The organism is Paenibacillus sp. FSL W8-0187 (assembly GCF_037969755.1).
Taxonomy (GTDB): Bacteria; Bacillota; Bacilli; order Paenibacillales; family Paenibacillaceae; genus Paenibacillus_AQ.
The window spans coordinates 2,792,425-2,810,728 of the sequence record NZ_CP150206.1; the positions used below are offsets into that span (position 1 = coordinate 2,792,425).

General features: G+C 48.4%; 19 protein-coding genes. 17 read left to right on the top strand and 2 right to left on the bottom strand.

The window, feature by feature from the left end; all coding sequences use genetic code 11:
- Positions 1-5 precede the first annotated feature (5 nt).
- From MKY48_RS12515 to MKY48_RS12530, 4 genes are all read left to right on the top strand, one after another.
- Positions 6-908, top strand: a complete 903-nt coding sequence (locus MKY48_RS12515) for a carbohydrate ABC transporter permease (RefSeq protein WP_076321084.1) — start codon at positions 6-8, stop codon at positions 906-908.
- 62 nt (positions 909-970) lie between these two features.
- Positions 971-2,569 (top strand): extracellular solute-binding protein, encoded by a 1,599-nt coding sequence (locus tag MKY48_RS12520; RefSeq protein ID WP_339293028.1) that lies wholly within the window; start codon positions 971-973, stop codon positions 2,567-2,569.
- 151 nt (positions 2,570-2,720) lie between these two features.
- Positions 2,721-3,113, top strand: a complete 393-nt coding sequence (locus MKY48_RS12525) for a DUF302 domain-containing protein (RefSeq protein WP_339273486.1) — start codon at positions 2,721-2,723, stop codon at positions 3,111-3,113.
- A gap of 431 nt (positions 3,114-3,544) precedes the next feature.
- Complete coding sequence (locus MKY48_RS12530; protein WP_339293029.1) at positions 3,545-4,930, top strand: MATE family efflux transporter; 1,386 nt, start codon at positions 3,545-3,547, stop codon at positions 4,928-4,930.
- Between the two features lie 115 nt (positions 4,931-5,045).
- Here the strand turns inward: MKY48_RS12530 and MKY48_RS12535 are convergent, their stop codons facing one another.
- Positions 5,046-6,698, bottom strand: coding sequence for a CoA-disulfide reductase (locus tag MKY48_RS12535; RefSeq protein ID WP_339293030.1), 1,653 nt, complete (start codon positions 6,696-6,698; stop codon positions 5,046-5,048).
- Positions 6,699-6,956: 258 nt separating this feature from the next.
- On the opposite strand from MKY48_RS12535, the gene MKY48_RS12540 reads away from it, so the two are divergent.
- The 9 genes from MKY48_RS12540 to MKY48_RS12580 all read left to right on the top strand — a co-directional run bounded on the left by MKY48_RS12540 (position 6,957) and on the right by MKY48_RS12580 (position 12,571).
- A complete protein-coding gene (locus MKY48_RS12540; protein WP_076321089.1) occupies positions 6,957-7,217 on the top strand; it encodes a metal-sensitive transcriptional regulator in 261 nt (86 codons plus the stop codon).
- 128 nt (positions 7,218-7,345) lie between these two features.
- On the top strand, positions 7,346-7,573 hold the full coding sequence (locus MKY48_RS12545) for a sulfurtransferase TusA family protein (RefSeq protein WP_076321090.1): 228 nt from the start codon (positions 7,346-7,348) through the stop codon (positions 7,571-7,573).
- A gap of 79 nt (positions 7,574-7,652) precedes the next feature.
- A complete protein-coding gene (locus tag MKY48_RS12550; RefSeq protein ID WP_339293031.1) occupies positions 7,653-8,138 on the top strand; it encodes a DsrE/DsrF/DrsH-like family protein in 486 nt (161 codons plus the stop codon).
- A 43-nt stretch (positions 8,139-8,181) separates the two neighbouring features.
- Positions 8,182-8,541: a rhodanese-like domain-containing protein gene (locus tag MKY48_RS12555; RefSeq protein WP_339293032.1), complete on the top strand. Its 360-nt coding sequence runs from the start codon at positions 8,182-8,184 to the stop codon at positions 8,539-8,541.
- Between the two features lie 27 nt (positions 8,542-8,568).
- Positions 8,569-8,865, top strand: coding sequence for a rhodanese-like domain-containing protein (locus MKY48_RS12560; protein ID WP_339293033.1), 297 nt, complete (start codon positions 8,569-8,571; stop codon positions 8,863-8,865).
- A 109-nt stretch (positions 8,866-8,974) separates the two neighbouring features.
- Positions 8,975-9,550, top strand: a complete 576-nt coding sequence (locus MKY48_RS12565) for a sulfurtransferase TusA family protein (protein WP_339293034.1) — start codon at positions 8,975-8,977, stop codon at positions 9,548-9,550.
- Positions 9,551-9,661: 111 nt separating this feature from the next.
- The gene (locus tag MKY48_RS12570) at positions 9,662-10,789 is read left to right on the top strand and encodes an MBL fold metallo-hydrolase (protein WP_339293035.1); all 1,128 of its coding nucleotides are present in this window, start codon (positions 9,662-9,664) and stop codon (positions 10,787-10,789) included.
- Between the two features lie 168 nt (positions 10,790-10,957).
- A complete protein-coding gene (locus tag MKY48_RS12575) occupies positions 10,958-11,734 on the top strand; it encodes a sulfite exporter TauE/SafE family protein (RefSeq protein ID WP_339293502.1) in 777 nt (258 codons plus the stop codon).
- 228 nt (positions 11,735-11,962) lie between these two features.
- Complete coding sequence (locus MKY48_RS12580; protein ID WP_339293036.1) at positions 11,963-12,571, top strand: class I SAM-dependent methyltransferase; 609 nt, start codon at positions 11,963-11,965, stop codon at positions 12,569-12,571.
- A 14-nt stretch (positions 12,572-12,585) separates the two neighbouring features.
- Here the strand turns inward: MKY48_RS12580 and MKY48_RS12585 are convergent, their stop codons facing one another.
- Positions 12,586-13,389, bottom strand: a complete 804-nt coding sequence (locus MKY48_RS12585; RefSeq protein ID WP_339293037.1) for an AraC family transcriptional regulator — start codon at positions 13,387-13,389, stop codon at positions 12,586-12,588.
- 254 nt (positions 13,390-13,643) lie between these two features.
- Here MKY48_RS12585 and MKY48_RS12590 point away from each other — a divergent pair, with 254 nt between their 5' ends.
- The 4 genes from MKY48_RS12590 to MKY48_RS12605 all read left to right on the top strand — a co-directional run bounded on the left by MKY48_RS12590 (position 13,644) and on the right by MKY48_RS12605 (position 18,219).
- Entirely contained in the window at positions 13,644-15,104 is a 1,461-nt protein-coding gene (locus MKY48_RS12590; RefSeq protein ID WP_339293038.1) for a sulfatase, read from the top strand.
- Between the two features lie 96 nt (positions 15,105-15,200).
- Positions 15,201-16,184 carry a formylglycine-generating enzyme family protein gene (locus MKY48_RS12595; protein ID WP_339293039.1) on the top strand — a complete coding sequence of 328 codons (984 nt, stop codon included), beginning with the start codon at positions 15,201-15,203 and terminating at the stop codon, positions 16,182-16,184.
- Positions 16,185-16,375: 191 nt separating this feature from the next.
- The gene (locus tag MKY48_RS12600) at positions 16,376-17,158 is read left to right on the top strand and encodes a DeoR/GlpR family DNA-binding transcription regulator (RefSeq protein WP_339293503.1); all 783 of its coding nucleotides are present in this window, start codon (positions 16,376-16,378) and stop codon (positions 17,156-17,158) included.
- A gap of 59 nt (positions 17,159-17,217) precedes the next feature.
- The gene (locus tag MKY48_RS12605; protein WP_339293040.1) at positions 17,218-18,219 is read left to right on the top strand and encodes a phosphotransferase; all 1,002 of its coding nucleotides are present in this window, start codon (positions 17,218-17,220) and stop codon (positions 18,217-18,219) included.
- The last annotated feature ends 85 nt before the right edge of the window (positions 18,220-18,304 follow it).

An 18,304-nucleotide genomic window follows, 5' to 3' on the forward strand; every position in this document is an offset into this window, starting at 1 on the left:
GGTGGATAACAACCATGAAAAGGAAACTTAGATCGGACAGAGTGTTCGAAATCATCAATTTCATATTTCTGTTCTTCATCCTGATCATCGTCTTATACCCGCTCGTATACGTTATCAGCGCTTCTATCAGTGATCCTGTCTATGTGAATCAGGGGACGATGTGGCTTTATCCCAGAGGCATTACGTTTGAAGGGTATCAGCGGGTGTTTCAAAATCCGGAGATTTGGTCCGGTTACAGAAACACGATTTTGTATACGGTTGCAGGAACAGCCATCAACCTGCTGTTTACCGTTCCAGGAGCCTATGCGCTCTCCCGCAAAGATTTGAAAGGCCGCGGGATTATGATGGGTTTGATCGTGTTCACGATGTTTTTCGGAGGTGGACTGATTCCATCCTTCCTGCTCGTCAGCTGGCTTGGAATGCTGAACACCGTGTGGGCGCTGCTGATTCCTAATGCAGTTGCAGTCTATAACCTGATTATTTGCCGCACATTTTTTCAAACCAATATTCCGAAAGAGCTCCAGGAATCCGCCGAAATCGATGGCTGCTCCAATACCGTTCTGTTTTTGAAAATTGTGCTTCCGCTCTCTGCTCCGATCATCGCGGTCATGGCCCTTTATTATGGGGTGACTCACTGGAACAGTTACTTTAGTGCGATCATTTACTTGAAGGACCGCAGCTTGTATCCGCTTCAATTAATATTGCGTGAAATCCTCGTACAGAATCAGATGAACGATACGATGCTGATGACCGGAGACGACATGGAAGCGATGGCCAAACAGGCCCGGATTGCCGACATCATCAAGTATGCCGTCATGATCGTGTCCAGCTTGCCGATTATCGTCATCTATCCGTTTATGCAGCGCTTTTTCATGAAAGGTGTGCTGATTGGCTCCGTCAAGGGGTAACGGGACATCTGGAATTTCACGATGATCAACAATATAAGCTCATAGAGAGGGGAAATAAAGAAATGAAAAAATGGTTAAAAGGCAGTTTCTGTATCATTATTAGCAGCGCAATTCTGTTAGCCGGGTGCAGCACGGGCAATAAAACGAATCATGCTGGGAATGAAAGTGGGGGAGAACCGAAAAATTTCAATACTAGCGGCTACCCGATTGTAGGTGAGAAAATCACGTTGACGATGATGGGGGCGAAAGCGGCCATTCATGGGCCTTGGGAGGACATGATATTATTTAAGGAAATGGAAGAAATGACAAATATCCATTTTAATTTCAATACACCTCCAGCAGCCAACTATCAAGAGGCTAAGAATCTGGCGTTCGCAAGCCAACAATTGCCTGATGTGTTTTTCAATGCTGGTCTTACACCTGACGATGAAGTTACATACGGCAGCCAAGGTTATCTGGTTCCGCTGGAAGGATTGATCGAGAAGTACGCGCCGAATTTCAATAAACTCATGAATGATAATCCGGAAATCAAAAAGTCGATCACCACCGTGGACGGGCATATCTACGCTCTCCCGCTTATCATTGACGAGCCTCGCGCGTTCGTTCCGAGCAGACTGTGGCTGAACGGGGACTGGATGGAGAGCTTGGGGATTACGACGGAGCCAACGACTACGGATGAACTGTATGAGCTGCTGAAGCGGTTCAAAAACGAAGACCCCAACAAGAACGGCAAGAATGACGAAGTCCCGTTATCCAGCGAGAAACTGGGAGGGTTCCAGAGCGTGCTGCTGCCGACATTCGGCTTGCTTGGCCGTGAAGTGGAGGTAAAGGACGGGAAGGTCCGCTTTAATCCGGTGCAAGATCAGTACAAGGAATATCTCGCTTACTTAAACAAACTGTTCACAGAGAAGCTGATGGATGAGGAAACCTTTGTACAGACGTCCCAGCAAATGACGGCCAAAGGCAATTCGAACCAAATCGGTGCTTTCCCACATTCATCTCCAGATCTCGTCCTGAAGGTGGATAAACCGGAAGACAATTTGAAGCACCCCATGCTTGGGACGCTGACCAGTCCGGTCAACAGCGAGAAGCTGGCGATGAAATCATCGAAAATTCGCCGCGGTACATTCGCGATTACGAGTCAGAATAAGTATCCTGAGGCAACGATGCGGTGGGTCGATTATTTGTACTCCTCCGAAGGCAGCAAGCTCGGGATTTACGGAAACAGCATCAAATGGCTGGATGACGCCAAAACGAAGTGGGAGTTCGATTTTCCTGAAGGAATGAACAGTGAGGAATATCGGGCGAAGTTAACCCCGGACTGTGGCGGACAGCTGCCATTGATCAAGGAAAGAAAATTTGACGCTATGCGTGATAACGGCAAAGGGCCGGATTACAACAAAATGGTGGACGAGAAGTTGAACCCTTATGCGGTTCAGGCATACCCCGATGTGTATTTCAGCAATGATGAGCAAAAAAGGCTGAATATCATTAAGACGGACATTAAAACCTATGTCGATCAAATGGAAGCGAAGTTTGTCGTTGGCCAGGAGCCGCTCACGAAGTGGGACGATTATGTGAAGATGATTAACAAGATGGGTCTGGATGAAATGCTGAAGATTTATCAGGATGCCTATGACCGCTGGAACAAGTCGGAATAATTAGGATGAAGAACCGTGATTCATGATTTTATTTCAGGTTAATTTATTTAGTGTCACGGAAGTATTTCCATACCGGATTGGCTACCATAAGGCTAGTCGAGTGCGATCGGCACCCGCATTATAAAATGACTACCATTCTGGAGGGATAAACATATTTCACTATACGGTAGAAACGGATAAGTCAGTAGACGATGCCATTGCTGCATTGGAACAAGCGTTGGCCGAAGAGAAGTTCGGTGTGCTATGGCGATTCAGCATTCAAGACAAATTGAATGAGAAGGGCATCGAGTTTGATCAGAAGTACGAAATACTGGAGGTATGCAATCCGGTTGAGGCGAAAAAAGTGTTGAGCGAGAATGACTTGGCCGGGTATTTCCTGCCTTGTAAAATCGCCGTTTATGAGTTGGAAGGGGGAACGAAGATCGGACTCCCGAGACCCACGGCGCTTATTGGCATGGTGGAGAATGAATCCTTTGAATCCCTGCGGGGCATTGCCCAGGATGTGGAGAAACGGCTTATCGCTTGTATCGATAATAGCAAATAAATTCTCGCATTTGGCGTGAGTGAAAAAGGATGCCGGCACGTTTGTGCTCTGAACGATCAAGTTGATTACATCCATGGCATTTTACAGAAGAGGCCACCTTCTAAATGCTCTGACAGAAGGTGAAGCCTCTTCTGCTTCTATATAAAGGGTTACAACCTGCAGACTATCATGTTGCTCCATTTATCAGCGGTTTACGGTCTTTTCCTGTGGCGTACATTCATTGACAGAACACGGGTCTGGTGGTATCCTCCAATCAAAGACGGGGTTTATCCGGATCAAATGAATCAATCCGTATTTGTCCCCTTGGCGAGGGAGTGAGCTCTCCCAAGCGGAACGGTTACGGCAGCCATTTCTAAATACCGTAAGCCTTTAAGCTCTTCGCATGAAGAGTTTTTTTCTTTTATATTACAACGAAAAGAATGTGATGACAGATGTTGGTTCGATTACGAACCCAAATGAACGGCTTGCTTCAACAGCATTTATCCGGGGAGTCGATGGACTACCGGCAGATTTTCGCTTTATTTTTCCCGATATTGATCGACCAGGCATTCATCATCGGGTTGAACCTGGTCAATACGGCCATGATCAGTTCTTCGGGCGTATCGGCGGTCAGCGCCGTGAACATGGTGGACTCCCTGAACATCTTCCTGATCAATGTGTTCGTAGCGGTGGCAACCGGGGGCACCGTCGTTGTCGCGCAGTATAAGGGAAGCGGCAATGCCTTGATGGTATCCCGCGCTTCTGCGGCCACCGTTACATCGGTGGCGATGATCGCTTTAGCGATCGCGCTGCTGATCATTGGGCTTCACCAGCCGGTGCTGAATCTGCTATTTGGCTCAGCGTCTCCCGAGGTGCTGGAGAGTGCGCGGGTTTATCTGATCGGAAGCAGCACTTCCTTCATCGGAATTGCCATCGTGCAGGCCGTTTGCGGCGCGCTGCGGGGGATCGGAAAGACCCGCGCTTCACTTGCATTGTCGTTAATTATGAACCTGCTCTACGTTCTGCTGAACATCGTATTCATCACCCTGTTGAATATGGGCGTTATGGGCATGACGCTGGCGATTAACATCGCCCGTTTTGCCGGTGCGGCCTGCGCGCTCTACTATCTGTTCAGAGTGGATGCAACGCTGCATATCCGTCTACGGGATTTGTTTCACTTCCCTGTATCCATGCTGCGCAAAATTATGTTTATCGGACTTCCGTTTGCAGCTGAGCAGATGTTTTTTAACGGGGGAAAGCTCTTAACTCAAGTGTTTATTGTCAGCTTGGGTACGTACGCCATTGCAACGAATGCGATCGGGTCTTCGCTTGCGGCCGTTTTCCAAATTCCAGCCAGTGCGTTGTCCTTAACGATTGTGACCGTCGTCGGTCAATGCATTGGTCGCGGAAATATAGCGGATGCGCGCAAGTTCATCAAATCTTTTCTATGGCTGGGTGCAATCTCGCTGGCCTTGATGGGTTTGATTTTGATGCCGCTCTACCGGCCGTTGGTCGGGCTGTTTAACCCGCCTCCGGAAATCGTGAACGATCTGTTCGTGGTGCTGTTGATTAACACCCTTGTACAGGTTCCGTTATGGTCGATAAGCTTTATTCTGCCTTCGGCGCTGCGTGCGGCGGGCGACTCGCGTTTTACCTCGATCACTTCGATGCTGACCATGTGGCTGTTCCGGGTGATTCTCGGTTATATTATGGGGATCGTTCTGGGCTGGAGCATTCTCGGCGTATGGCTGGCCATGAACTGTGAATGGGGCGTAAGGGGAGCGGTCTTCCTATGGCGCTTCCGCGGCAAGAAATGGTATGCGCACAAGCTGATTTAAGCTATTATTCATTTAATATTAAGCAAAAAAAGGCTCCCGTTCTTCGGGGCCTTTTTTTGCATGTTTTCATATTATGCATGTCTTCTTATGCATCAGACAGATGATACAAAGCCAATTATGATGGCTTGTAAACCGATGCGTACGTTTTCCAGCCGCCGTCCAGGTTCTTAACGCTGAATCCATGCTCTGCCAAAATACGTGCGGCCAAATATCCACGCAGCCCAACCTGGCAGGTAACGTACAGGGTTTCATTCTCTGGCAATTCCTTCAGCCGGTTACGGAGGTCGTTCAACGGAATGTTGATGGAACCTTCAATATAACCCGCGTCCCGCTCCTTGGGCTCACGCACATCGATCAAGGTAGCACCCTTTCTTACCAGATCGTCGATCTCGTCCCATTGTACGGCTTCAACCAAGCCATCCAGGATGTTGGCGGCAACATATCCAGCATAGTTTACCGGGTCTTTGGCGGAGGAATAAGGTGGGGCGTAAGATAGCTCCAGTTCCGTCAAGTCCCATATGCTGAGCTTCCCCTTGATCGCTGTAGCAATGACATCGATTCGCTTATCCACGCCATCTGCTCCAACGGCTTGTGCGCCATAGATTTGTCCTGTTTCCGGATGGAATAACAGCTTTAATGATATCGAATACGCCCTGGGGTAGTATCCAGCATGTGACGAAGGATGAATGTGGATAGCCTGGTAAGGTGCATTCATCTGCTTGAGACGTTTTTCATTGGCACCTGTCGCAGCAACCGTCAGATCAAAGATTTTGGCGATTGAGGAACCGAGTGTGCCTTTGTAACGGTTGTTTTTTCCATAGATATGATCTGCAACAAGGCGTCCCTGCCGATTGGCAGGTCCCGCGAGCGGAATGATCGTGGGGCTCTGAAGGATGAAATCCCTCACCTCGATCGCATCTCCGATGGCATAGATGTTTGGATCAGCCGTCTGCAAATACTCGTTCACTCGAATCCCCCCGCGATCATTGACAGGAAGAGCTGCATCTACCGCCAGTACATTCTCGGGACGAACACCAATAGAAAGCAAAATCATATCGGTTGTTATTTGTTTCCCGCTGGAAAGTTCAATTCGTTGTCCGCCGTCATGGAATGCCCGAACACCATCCTCAAGTATTAAACGGACTCCTTTTTCCTTAAGATGCGAATGGACGATAGCAGCCATCTCGTAGTCGAGAGGAGCCATAACCTGATTAGCCATTTCAATGACAGTCACCTGAATGCCGCGATCGGCCAGATTCTCCGCCATCTCAAGTCCGATAAACCCGCCGCCAACAACAACGGCTTCCTTGGGGTTGTCATTATCTACAAATTGTTTGATTCGGTCCGTGTCCGGGATATTGCGCAATGTGAATACGTTGCGAGATTCCGACAGGCCGGGAATATCCGGCACAATCGGCTTCGCTCCGGGCGACAGGATCAGGTAATCATAACTCTCCGTGTAGGTTTCTCCGGTTTTAAGGTTTTTAATCGTAACCATCTTCTCATCACGCTGAATGGACGTAACTTCACTTACATTCCGTATATCCAGCTGATATCGGCTGCTGAGGCCGGGTACGGTTTGAACCATTAGTTTATTGCGATCCTGTATAGTTTCTCCTATATAATAGGGCAGGCCGCAGTTGGCAAACGAAATATATTCACCGCGTTCTACTAAAATAATGGTAGAGCTCTCATCCAATCTCCGTAGTCTGGCTGCTGCCGAGGCCCCTCCAGCTACGCCGCCGACAATGACGATTTTTTTGCTCATGGTCTATTCCTCCCTGAATTGGCGTATATTATGAATTGAATTTGTATACCCTATGGGGTATCATAACATATAGCAGCCATGCTGTGTGTGACAAATATCAAACAGGATAAAACAAGTGGTGAACAGACTAGTCGTTATGGATATGTGGCATCACACACTTGACAATATACCCTATGGGGTATATATTAATATCATGTAAAACAATATGGATTCTAGGTTAAATATAATAACAAAGTATATGGACAGGAGGGATTCGAGATGGATTACAATGATCAGATGAAGAATCGGGTGAAACGCATCGAAGGTCAGTTGCGCGGCATCCTGAAGATGATGGAGGAGAACAAGGATTGCAAGGACGTGATCACCCAGCTTTCGGCAACACGGACGGCAATAGATCGCACGATAGGCGTCGTAGTCAGCTCAAACCTTGTCGAGTGCGTACAGAAAGCCGAAGAGAGCGGGCAGGACACAGAGAAGCTTGTGGTAGAAGCGGTAAATCTGCTCGTAAGAAGCAGATAATTGAAGGACCTAACGCTTTGATCCATATCAAGATGGAAACTACAACATGATTGACACGACATTCAATATCATTTAATATACCCCTATGGGTATTTAATTTTTTTCATCACTTCTAAGGAGGAATTATAGTGAACGCGGATAAAGTATTGGATGCAACAGGCTTGGCATGTCCTATGCCAATCGTGAAAACGAAGAAAGAGATGAAGGATATGGAACCAGGTCAAGTGCTTGAGATTCATACGACCGATCAAGGCGCGAAGAGCGATCTTGCCGCATGGGCCAAGTCAACAGGTAATGAATTGCTGGATCATCAAGAGGACGGCGGTGTGTTAAAATTTTGGGTTAAAAAGGGCTAAATTTTTTTAAATTCCATCATACCCATAGGGGTAAGGGTAAGGTGATTTCATTAATCATTTCACAGGGGGAGATCATAACGTGACAGAACCAAAAAAGACAATGATCGTATTATTTAGCGGCGATTATGATAAAGCCATGGCTGCCTATATCATCGCAAACGGCGCTGCCGCGTATGACCATGAGGTAACGATATTCCACACCTTCTGGGGGTTGAACGCACTGCGTAAGGAAGAGGATGTGCTGCTGCCTAAGAAAAAGAGTTTTATGGAGAAAATGTTCGGGAAAATGATGCCGCGTGGGTCCGATAAAATGGGACTCTCCAAAATGAATTTTGCCGGAATGGGTCCCAAAATGATTAAGGGTGTGATTAAGAAGCACAATGCCGTTCCGCTGCCGCAATTAATTGAGATGGCACAGGAGCAAGACGTGAAGCTGGTCGCATGCACCATGACGATGGATCTGTTAGGTTTGCAAAAGGAAGAATTGCTTAACGGCATTGAGTACGCGGGTGTTGCGGCGTATTTGGGTGATGCCCAGAATGGCAATGTGAACTTGTTTATCTAATGGAATAGAGGCGATTATGCCTCTATAAAGAGAGGAATTCAAGATGAATATACTCAATATCATGTTCATTGCACTCATTGTCCTGTTTTTCGTATGGAGAACTCTCCCGGCCAAGGGAGTCAGACAAATTACCGCGTCACAGCTGAAGCATGAGCTGAAGGACACAAACAAACAGTTCATTGATGTCCGTACACCGGGTGAATTCAAGGGAAATCACATTCGGGGTTTTCGAAATATTCCGCTGGATCAGCTTCTGCAGTGCAGCGATTCGCTTTCCAAGGATCAGGAAGTCGTATTGATCTGCCAGAGTGGTATGCGAAGCAATAAAGCCAGCAAATCTTTGAGGAAGTCAGGTTTTAAGAAGGTGACCAATGTCAAAGGCGGCATGAGTGCCTGGTCCTAAATTTGTAAGAGGGAGTTGTTTATCAGCATGAGAGAGATTTCTCCAAAAGCAGTTGAGCAGAAGCTGAATGATGGGGTTATTATGAATATTATCGATGTGCGAGAAACGGAAGAAGTCGCAGAAGGGAAAATTCCGGGCGCCATCAACATTCCGCTGGGTTTGATTGAATTTCGCAAGCAGGATCTTGATCCATCAAAGGAATATATCATGGTTTGCCGATCCGGTGGTCGCAGTGGCCGGGCAACGGAATATTTGGAGGGTCAAGGCTATCAAGTCGTCAATATGACGGGCGGCATGCTTGCATGGGAAGGCAAAACAGAGTAGCTGTATTCACGTTGAGAAAGAATAGGTGTGTTTGGCGCACCTTTTTTTTGAAATAAAATATACCCCTGGTGGTATATGAAAAATAAATATGATGGAGGTTCGATGTTAAATGACAGCAATTGAATCCAATGTAAAGCTTGACGCAAAAGGGCTGGCATGCCCGATGCCCATCGTCCGCACGAAAAAGGTGATGAAGGATCTGGAAGCGGGTCAAGTGCTGGAGGTGGAGGCAACCGACAAAGGGTCCAAGGCCGACATGAAGGCATGGGCTGAAAGCACAGGGCACCAATATCTCGGAACGATTGAAGAGGGTGATGTTCTGAAGCACTATTTGCGCAAAGCTTCCGGTGAAGAAACGGCAGAACGAACCTATCCGCATGTAGCGGATCATGCACAGCTGGAGGAGAAACTGCAGTCCGGTGCACCAATCGTTGTTCTGGATGTGAGGGAAGCGGCGGAATTTGCCTTTGAGCATATTCCGAATGCGGTATCCATGCCGCTTGGTGAACTGGATAAACGTATGGATGAACTGAACAAACAGGATGAGATCTACGTCATCTGTCGTACCGGAACCCGCAGTGACATGGCAGCTCAAAAGCTTGCAGCTAACGGCTTTACAGACATTGTGAACGTCGTGCCGGGCATGAGCGGTTGGGGTGGACAAACGAAGAGCATGAACGATTGATCAAATGGTTAAGAAGCCCGCCTGTTAAAGCATGCTGCGTGATTCCAAGCTTTAAAACGCAGGTTGAAGCATTTATAGATGATTACTGAACTTACGAGGAGGAATAACAACATGACAGTAAGAGAAATGAAAGCACAAGAGGTGGCCATGAAGGCGATTCAGAAAGAGAGCCTGTTCATATTGGACGTAAGGAACCCTTCGGATTTCGAAGATTGGAAGATTGAAGGCGAACGAATTCAGCATTTGAATGTCCCTTACTTTGATGTGATTGACGGGGTGGAAGATATTCTGGATCGGATTCCGTCCGATCAAGAAGTACTCGTAGTATGCGCTAAGGAAGGATCGTCGGTGATGGTGGCTGAGATGTTGGCCGAGCACGGCCGGAATGTCGCGTACTTGAAAGGCGGAATGAAAGCCTGGAGTGAACACCTTGTGCCACTGAAAGTCGGCAACTTGGCAGACGGCGGCGCGCTCTATCAGTTCGTTCGAATAGGAAAAGGCTGCTTGTCTTATATGGCGGTATCGAACGGGGAAGCAGCATTGTTTGACCCAACCCGCATGACGGAGGTTTATCTTGAATTTGCTGAGAGCATTAATGCTGAAATTAAACATGTGTTTGATACCCATCTGCATGCGGACCATATTTCCGGTGGTCGAATGATTGCCGAGCAGACGGGGGCAGTTTACTGGCTCCCGCCGAAGGATGCAGGCGAGGTGGTTTATAAGTACGAACCGCTGGAGGATGGTAACGAGGTGATGATTGGCAGCACAAGAATCCGTATTGAAGCGCTCCATTCCCCGGGGCATACCATTGGCTCCACTTCGTTTGTTATCGATGATCAGTACCTGCTGACAGGCGATATTTTGTTTATCGATTCCATTGGCCGCCCGGACCTGGCAGGTCTTGCAGAGGATTGGGTTAGCGATTTGCGGGAGACGCTTTATGCCCGTTATACCGAATTATCGGATGATTTGATCGTGCTGCCAGCCCATTTTATGATCATGGAAGAACTGAATGAGGACGGAACGGTTGCGAAGAAACTTGGGGAACTTTACCGGGAAAACCATGGTCTGAATATAACCGATGAAGCAGAGTTCCGAACGATCGTAACGGAGAATCTGCCGCCACAGCCAAATAGCTATCAGGAAATCCGTCAAACGAACATGGGGAAATTGAATCCTGACACGGACCAGCAGCGCGAGATGGAGATTGGACCGAACCGGTGTGCGGTGCGTTAATTCTGACCAGACCATCCGTTCTTTATAGATGGATTAACAAAATATGCACGAAGGATGCTCAGTTCAGAAGTCAGAACAAGATGGAGCCAGGAACAACACAGATTATAAAGAGAAGGGGAACCATAAGGGTTCCCTTTTCTAAAGAAGTAAGGGGGCAACAGGATGGAACTGAATATAACCTTCATCATCACGATATTTTTAATCGGATTCATTGGCTCATATATTTCCGGAATGGTTGGCATTGGGGGTTCGATAATCAAATACCCGATGCTGCTGTACATCCCGCCGCTGTTCGGTCTTGCGGCATTCACGGCACATGAAGTGTCGGGCATAAGCGCCGTACAGGTATTCTTTGCCACGATCGGCGGCGTTTGGGCGTACCGTAAGGGCGGATATCTGAACAAGACGCTTATTATCTATATGGGGTCAGCCATATTGCTGGGCAGCTTTATCGGCGGCTTCGGCTCCAAGATGATGAGTGAAGGCGGTATCAATCTCATTTACGGAATACTGGCACTTATTGCAGCCGTTATGATGTTCATTCCTAACAAAGGCGTGGACGATATTCCGCTGGACCAGGTCAAGTTCAATAAGTGGCTCGCCGCTGGACTGGCTCTTGTGGTCGGAATCGGAGCCGGTATCGTCGGAGCGGCCGGTGCTTTTCTGCTCGTTCCGATTATGCTGGTTGTATTGAAAATACCGACCCGGATGACCATTGCAACCTCGCTGGCGATCACCTTTATCTCATCCATCGGTTCAACGGTAGGCAAGCTGACGACGGGACAAGTGGATTATATCCCTGCCCTCATCATGGTTGTTGCCAGTCTGATCGCTTCTCCGCTTGGAGCGGCAGCGGGCAAGAAGATGAATACGAAGGTCCTGCAGATCATGCTGGCAGTTTTGATCCTGGCAACCGCCATCAAAATTTGGCTGGACATTCTATGATTGCGGGTTCTGGATAGAGCCTGGATCATTCTGACCCCGTGCGGTAGATACTGCACGCCAAGAGGCTGATCTCCCGAGTCATTCAGGGAGCCTTTTTGGCATTTTAAGGGGAAAGGCAGGGGGGCATCACATAAGGCGTGATGCTGAATCTATGTAACAGGCATGGTATTATGGTGATATGTCCACTCTCATTTAAGATAACTGATGATTAATAGAGGTGATCAAACGATGAATCGATGGAATGAACGGTTTCAGGGAGAAGATTACGTCTTTGGAACCGAGCCGAATGTATTTATAGCCGATATGCATAAGAAGTTGGCATTAACGGGGGATGCGCTGGCGATCGCAGAGGGAGAAGGACGGAATGCGGTGTTCCTGGCCCGGGAAGGCATGAACGTAACCGTATGGGATTACGCGGAATCCGGCCTGAACAAAGCCAATCAACTGGCGGAAGCCTGCAATGTGCAGATTCGCACAGAGCTTGTGGATCTGCACGAAGCGCAGTGGAAGCAGGATCAATGGGATGAGATTATTTGTGTGTTTGGACATTTTCCCAAGGCATTGAGAACGAGGACTTTAGAAGGCGTGAAGAGAGCGGTGAAGCCGGGTGGATATTTTCTCGCCGAAGTGTACTCCCCGTACCAGATTCCTTATCGAAGCGGGGGACCGCAAGATCAACAGTTTTTATACGCCCCTGGGGATTTCCTCGAAACTTTTGCCGAATGGCGGATTGTCCATTTTTTCATGGGTGAGGTCATCAGGCAGGAAGGGCAGGGGCATCAAGGCTTGTCTCATGTCATTCAGTTTGCAGGCCAGAAACCGCGAACAACGGAATGAAAGCCAGCGGGGAATTAAGAGAGCAGCAATGAAACATCGGACTGATCGCCCTGCTGCACATAGTCGGAGGGTGACAGGCCGGTGTATTTTTTAAACATCCGATAAAAATAGGACGTGTCATAATAACCCAAATAGTGGGCGATATGGGCAATCGTCATGTCCGAATGTAGCAGCAGGCTGCACGCTTCGAGCACGCGCAGCTGATGCATATACCGAATCGGGGAAAGACCGTACACCTCTTTGAAGAGGGCTGCAGTATAGCTCGGAGAGCGATGGATTAGCTTCGCTAATCCATCGATTTCGATCGGTTCGCGGTAATGCTCCAACAGAAACGATTTGATGGTATCCGCGTAGTTACGTTTGCTGGGTGCCAGCTCGGTTTTCTCAAGTTCACGGGCCAACGTGCCGATGAGCTCCTGCATAATGCCCTGACAGATCATGGTGCGGTAGCTTTTGCCTCCCCGCATTTCCTCGTACAAGCGCTCGCAACGATGGTAGGCATATTGGATATGGGATAGATTGAATTTCATGCATTGACCCGCATCCAAAAATGGAATGCCTGTGGAACCTTGATGATCCAATGTAAAGAGAATGGTATGTTTCTGATGGGGAATGCCATTCCAGTTGCTGCCGCTGCGGCGCGTCGATCGGGGAATAAAGAGCACTTCTTCTTTTTCGGCAATGATTTCTTCCCCGTTGATCTCATATTTCACTTTGCCTTCTCTAACCACAACCAGGACATTGTACTCAATCGTCTCCAGCTGTGTCCGCCAATTCGGAATGTAATCATCAAAATTTACGCTCATCAATTGGATCATAGAACAACACCCCGTAGTGATTTTATACCTATAGCCTAGCACAATAATACTTCTGATGAGTAGCTGTTCATAGTTTTTAATAATCTTCCTAATTGAAAATGGAGTAGAATCGTACAACTTTTTATGAAATGTACATCGACTACGAATAGATGAGTAGCCTATAATTTCAGACAATTGCAGGATTATTGTAAACGCTGACATGAGTCCTAAGGAAGGGTAAGTGAATTCGACAAGAGGAAGGAAACGATGACGATATGAGAGTATTATTACTGGATTTGGATTCGACCAGGCCGGATCATTTAGGCTGTTATGGCTATCATCGGAATACATCGCCGAATATTGACCGAATCGCGGCGGAAGGCGTGCGTTTTGACAATTACTATACCTCGGATGCTCCATGTTTCCCTTCAAGAACCGCGCTGATGACGGGGAAGTTTGGCATTCATAACGGTGTTGTGGGTCATGGAGGCACGGCTGCTGATGTCCGGCATGAAGGCATGACCAGGGACTTCCGCGACAAGCTGGGGTCGGAGAGTTTTCCCGCTATATTCCGCCGGGCCGGCATGAAAACCGCCTTGATCAGTCCGTTTGGAGAACGACATTCCGCCTGGACCTTCTACGCGGGCTTCAATGAAATGTATAATACAGGTAAGGGCGGCTTGGAGTCGGCAGAAGAAGTATCTCCAGTCGTGCTGGATTGGCTGGATCGTAATGCCGATGAAGATAACTGGATGCTCTATGTGAACTTCTGGGATCCGCACACACCATATCGCGCACCCCAGTCGCTGGGAAATCCTTTCGAACATGAGCCGCTTCCCGATTGGATTACCGAAGAGGTGCTTCAGGAGCATCAGAAGAAGGTTGGCCCGCATGGGGTGAACGAAATTAACATGTATAATAGTGAAGTTTCCCCTGATTTTCCGCGTCATCCCGGAGAGATCAGGACGATGGAGGATTTGCGGACGATGGTGGATGGCTATGATTGCGGCATTCGGCATATGGACGAGCACATCGGCGCCATTTTTGAATTGCTGGAGAACAAGGGAGTAATGGATGATCTGATCGTTATCATTACAGCGGATCATGGCGAGAACATGGGAGAGCTTGGGATTTATGGTGAACATGGCACAGCGGATCAGGGAACCTGCCGCATCCCGATGATTATCCGGGGACCTGGCATCATGAAAGGGATATCGGATCGCGATCTGCACTATCATCTGGATCTTCTGCCTACGATGGCGGAATATTTGAACGTTGCACCGGTTCGAAGCTGGGATGGCATCAGTTATGCGAAGAGCCTGCGAAGCGGAAAAGGCAGCGGCAGGGAGTATTTGGTGGTCTCTCAATGCGCCCATGTCTGTCAGCGAAGCGTGCGGTTTGGAGAATGGCTCTACATTCGAACATATCATGACGGCTATCATCTGTTTGACAAAGAAATGCTGTTCCATATCACCGAGGATGTCCACGAGCAGGACAATCGGGCAGCCCAAAGACCGGATCTTTGCAGAGAGGCCGTATACCTTCTGAATGAATGGCATGATCATATGATGTCAACGATGCCGTTTGACGTGGACCCGTTGTGGACGGTCATGAAGGAGGGAGGACCTTACCATGCCAAAGGTCATCTGCCCCGGTATATCGAACGTTTGAAGAACACAGGCCGCGGGGAAGCCGTTCCGGAATTGATGCGCCGCCACCCGCAGGAATTCGTATAATATGATAGTTAAGTGAAGCAGGATAACCGCTCCGGTAGTGGTTGTCCTGTTCTCTGTATCAAGCATAGGACTGGTTAAGTATAGGAGGAACCGAGCATGGGAGAACAACATTCTTGCTGCGCTGGCGTAAGAGCGAAAGTGCAGTTGGGAGAAGCCGATCAGAAGGATCATCAAGGCAGTATAAGAGAAGGCCAATATCAAGACCAGTCTCATCCTGAGCTCCATGCCAACATGATCACGATCCCTGGAGGGACGTTTACGATGGGCACGAATTCGCAAGAAGGCTTTCCGCGTGACGGCGAGGGGCCGGCTCGCAGCGTAACCGTTTCCGGATTTGAGATCTCACCGTATGCCGTTACGAACGAACAGTTTCAACGCTTTGTGGAAGCAACCGGTTATGTCACGGAAGCGGAGCATTTTGGATGGTCGTTTGTATTTGAACTGCTGGCTTCGGAGGAAACCAAGGCAAGAGTTGCACAAGTCCCGCAAGAAGTGCCTTGGTGGCTGGTGGTCGAGGGTGCATACTGGGCTGCACCCGAGGGGGCGGATTCGAGCATCGAAGACCGGATGGATCATCCAGTCGTACATATATCCTGGAACGATGCAAATGCATACTGCTATTGGGCTGGCGTGCGGCTTCCCACAGAAGCGGAATGGGAGTATGCGGCGCGCGGCGGTTTGGAGGGCAGAACCTATCCTTGGGGAGATCTACTGAAACAGGACGGAGAACATCAATGCAACATATGGCAAGGTAAATTTCCAGTTAAAAATAACGCAAGCGACGGATACATCGGTACAGCGCCGGTGGATGCCTATAAACCGAATGGTTACGGACTATATAACATGTCCGGCAACGTATGGGAATGGTGCGGCGATTGGTTCAGCCCGTCCTATCATCAAGTGACTTCGGCCACCCATCCGTTCTTTGGTGAGTCTACCGGCAGAAGGTCGATGCGCGGCGGTTCGTACCTGTGTCACAGATCCTATTGCAACCGTTATCGAGTCGCGGCACGCAGCGGGAATACACCCGACAGTTCGACGGGCAATTGCGGTTTCCGTGTGGTTAGGGAGAAGAGGTAGAATATGCCATCGGTTGTATTGTGATGATGGAGCGTCTTCCAAGGATGTTTCGCGCCTAAAAATGCATATAAATGAACAAAACAGAAGGGAAATGCTTGATAAACGGAACAATAACGAATATAATGGAGGTGTAAAGCGGAAAACTTTGGAATAAACAGGAGGATAAGAGTATGGTGCAAGATCAATCAGGAATGTTTGCCGAGGAACGTCGTCAGAAAATTCTTGCTTTGCTGCATCAAGATAAACGGGTGATTGCCAAGGACTTGGCCGAGCGATTTGAAATATCGATTGATTCGATTCGTCGGGATTTGACAATGATGGAGGAGCAAGGTTTACTCCAGAAAACGCACGGAGGCGCCATCCCTTCCATGAAAGTCAGGCAGCCGCCCGTGGCTCCGGAACAGCGGTATAGTGAAGGCTCACCGGAAGGGAACGCCATTGCTCAATTAGCCGTTTCATACGTCCGAGAAAAAGATACGTTATTCATTGGCAGCAGCTCGCTTACCTATTTACTGTTGAAGCATCTTCCGGAGCAAATGCCCTTGACAATCGTGACCAACTGCATGCGTGTAGCAGAAGCTCTGCGCGAACGCGAATGGATTGACACCTATTTGATTGGTGGACGGGTGAAACCTTCCGGAAATATCACAGACGTGCTTGCTAACGAATTTATTCGTCAATTTAAATTTGATATCAGTTTCGTTAGTGGAGGCGGTATTTCCGATGAGGGAATATACGTGGCTACTCCTGAAGTTGCCGCTTTTGGACGCGCGGTCTCTGCCGTATCCCGCCGCAGAATTGGCATGGCAACGCATCGGATTCTCGGACAGGATGGCTTTGCCAGAGCTGGCGCCGTCGAAGATCTGGATGTGTTAATTACCGATCAGAAGGCAGATCAGCACGTTATGGATCGGATCCAGGAGCTTGGCGTAAAGGTCATCGTGGCGAAAGCGGAAGAAGCTGCACCAAAATGATAAACCATTCGATATAACTTTATATAACTTATGATTGAAAAGGTAAGAGAGGTATAAACATGATTCAGCTTCTTCTGCAAGCGCACTGGCCAGAGTGGAACGGTGAACTGGTTGATGGTCCTACAGGCTGGAACAATACGACCCATTTTATCCATAACGAGCAGCGCAGCTCGGTCATGCGCATTTATAATACACATCGAGATAAGGCAAGAATCGAATTTGAGTTTGCCGTTCTGGAATCGCTGCAGCGGGTTCCGCTGAGCTTTAAGATTCCCGCTCCTCTTCCTTCCGTGTCTGGCGATAGGATGGTTCAGGTTCAGGATGGGAGTGATCGTTATGCTTGCCTATTTGCATATATTGAAGGAGAACGTCCGGAAGAAGGCAGCACTCAAGCAGCGTATTCTTTCGGGGAGAAGACGGGGGAACTGGTAAATGCCCTTGCGGGTTGTTCAATCGGAATGAGGCCGGTGTATTCGCCTTATTACGAGCTGCTTCAGTCTTATCCTGCATGCAGCGATGTATTCATTCTAGATTTTTGCAAGCAACCGCCATTGGAGTTCAAGGATCAAGGAGAGGCACTTCATATACTAAAAGAAGCATACGCCGATATTTGCAACAGCCTTGAATCTCTAAAAAGTCTGCCCCAACAGCTGGTTCATGGCGATCTGAACTTTTCGAACCTGCTGGTAAACGCAGAGCAACCGCATACGGTCACCGCTTTGCTTGATTTTGAATTTTGCACACGGGATGTGAGAGCGATGGAGCCTGCGGTTGTCATCTCGGGATTTTTGGGAATCGCGGACGAGAGGAAGGCCATAAAGCAGTTTTGCGAAGGATTTGCCAGCCGCGTTCAACTGAGCGCAGAGGAGATTGTCGCGATTCCGGTTCTCATAAGCTTGCGTATGGTGGATGTATTTCTGCATTTTTTGAGCCGCTATCGGGAAGGGACCGATGAGTCTCAAGTGTTAAGGGAACAGGTGGATATGCTAGCTGCTGGATTTAAGCGGATGGAATACAGCCAGGAGTGGCTGGATGATATGTTGTTTCAGTATTTGATGTAAGAAATGGGTGCTGTATCAGAAAAACCCGGCTCTCTAAGAGACCGGGCCTTTCCGATGTTTTTGGACAGGTTAACCATAAATTAGG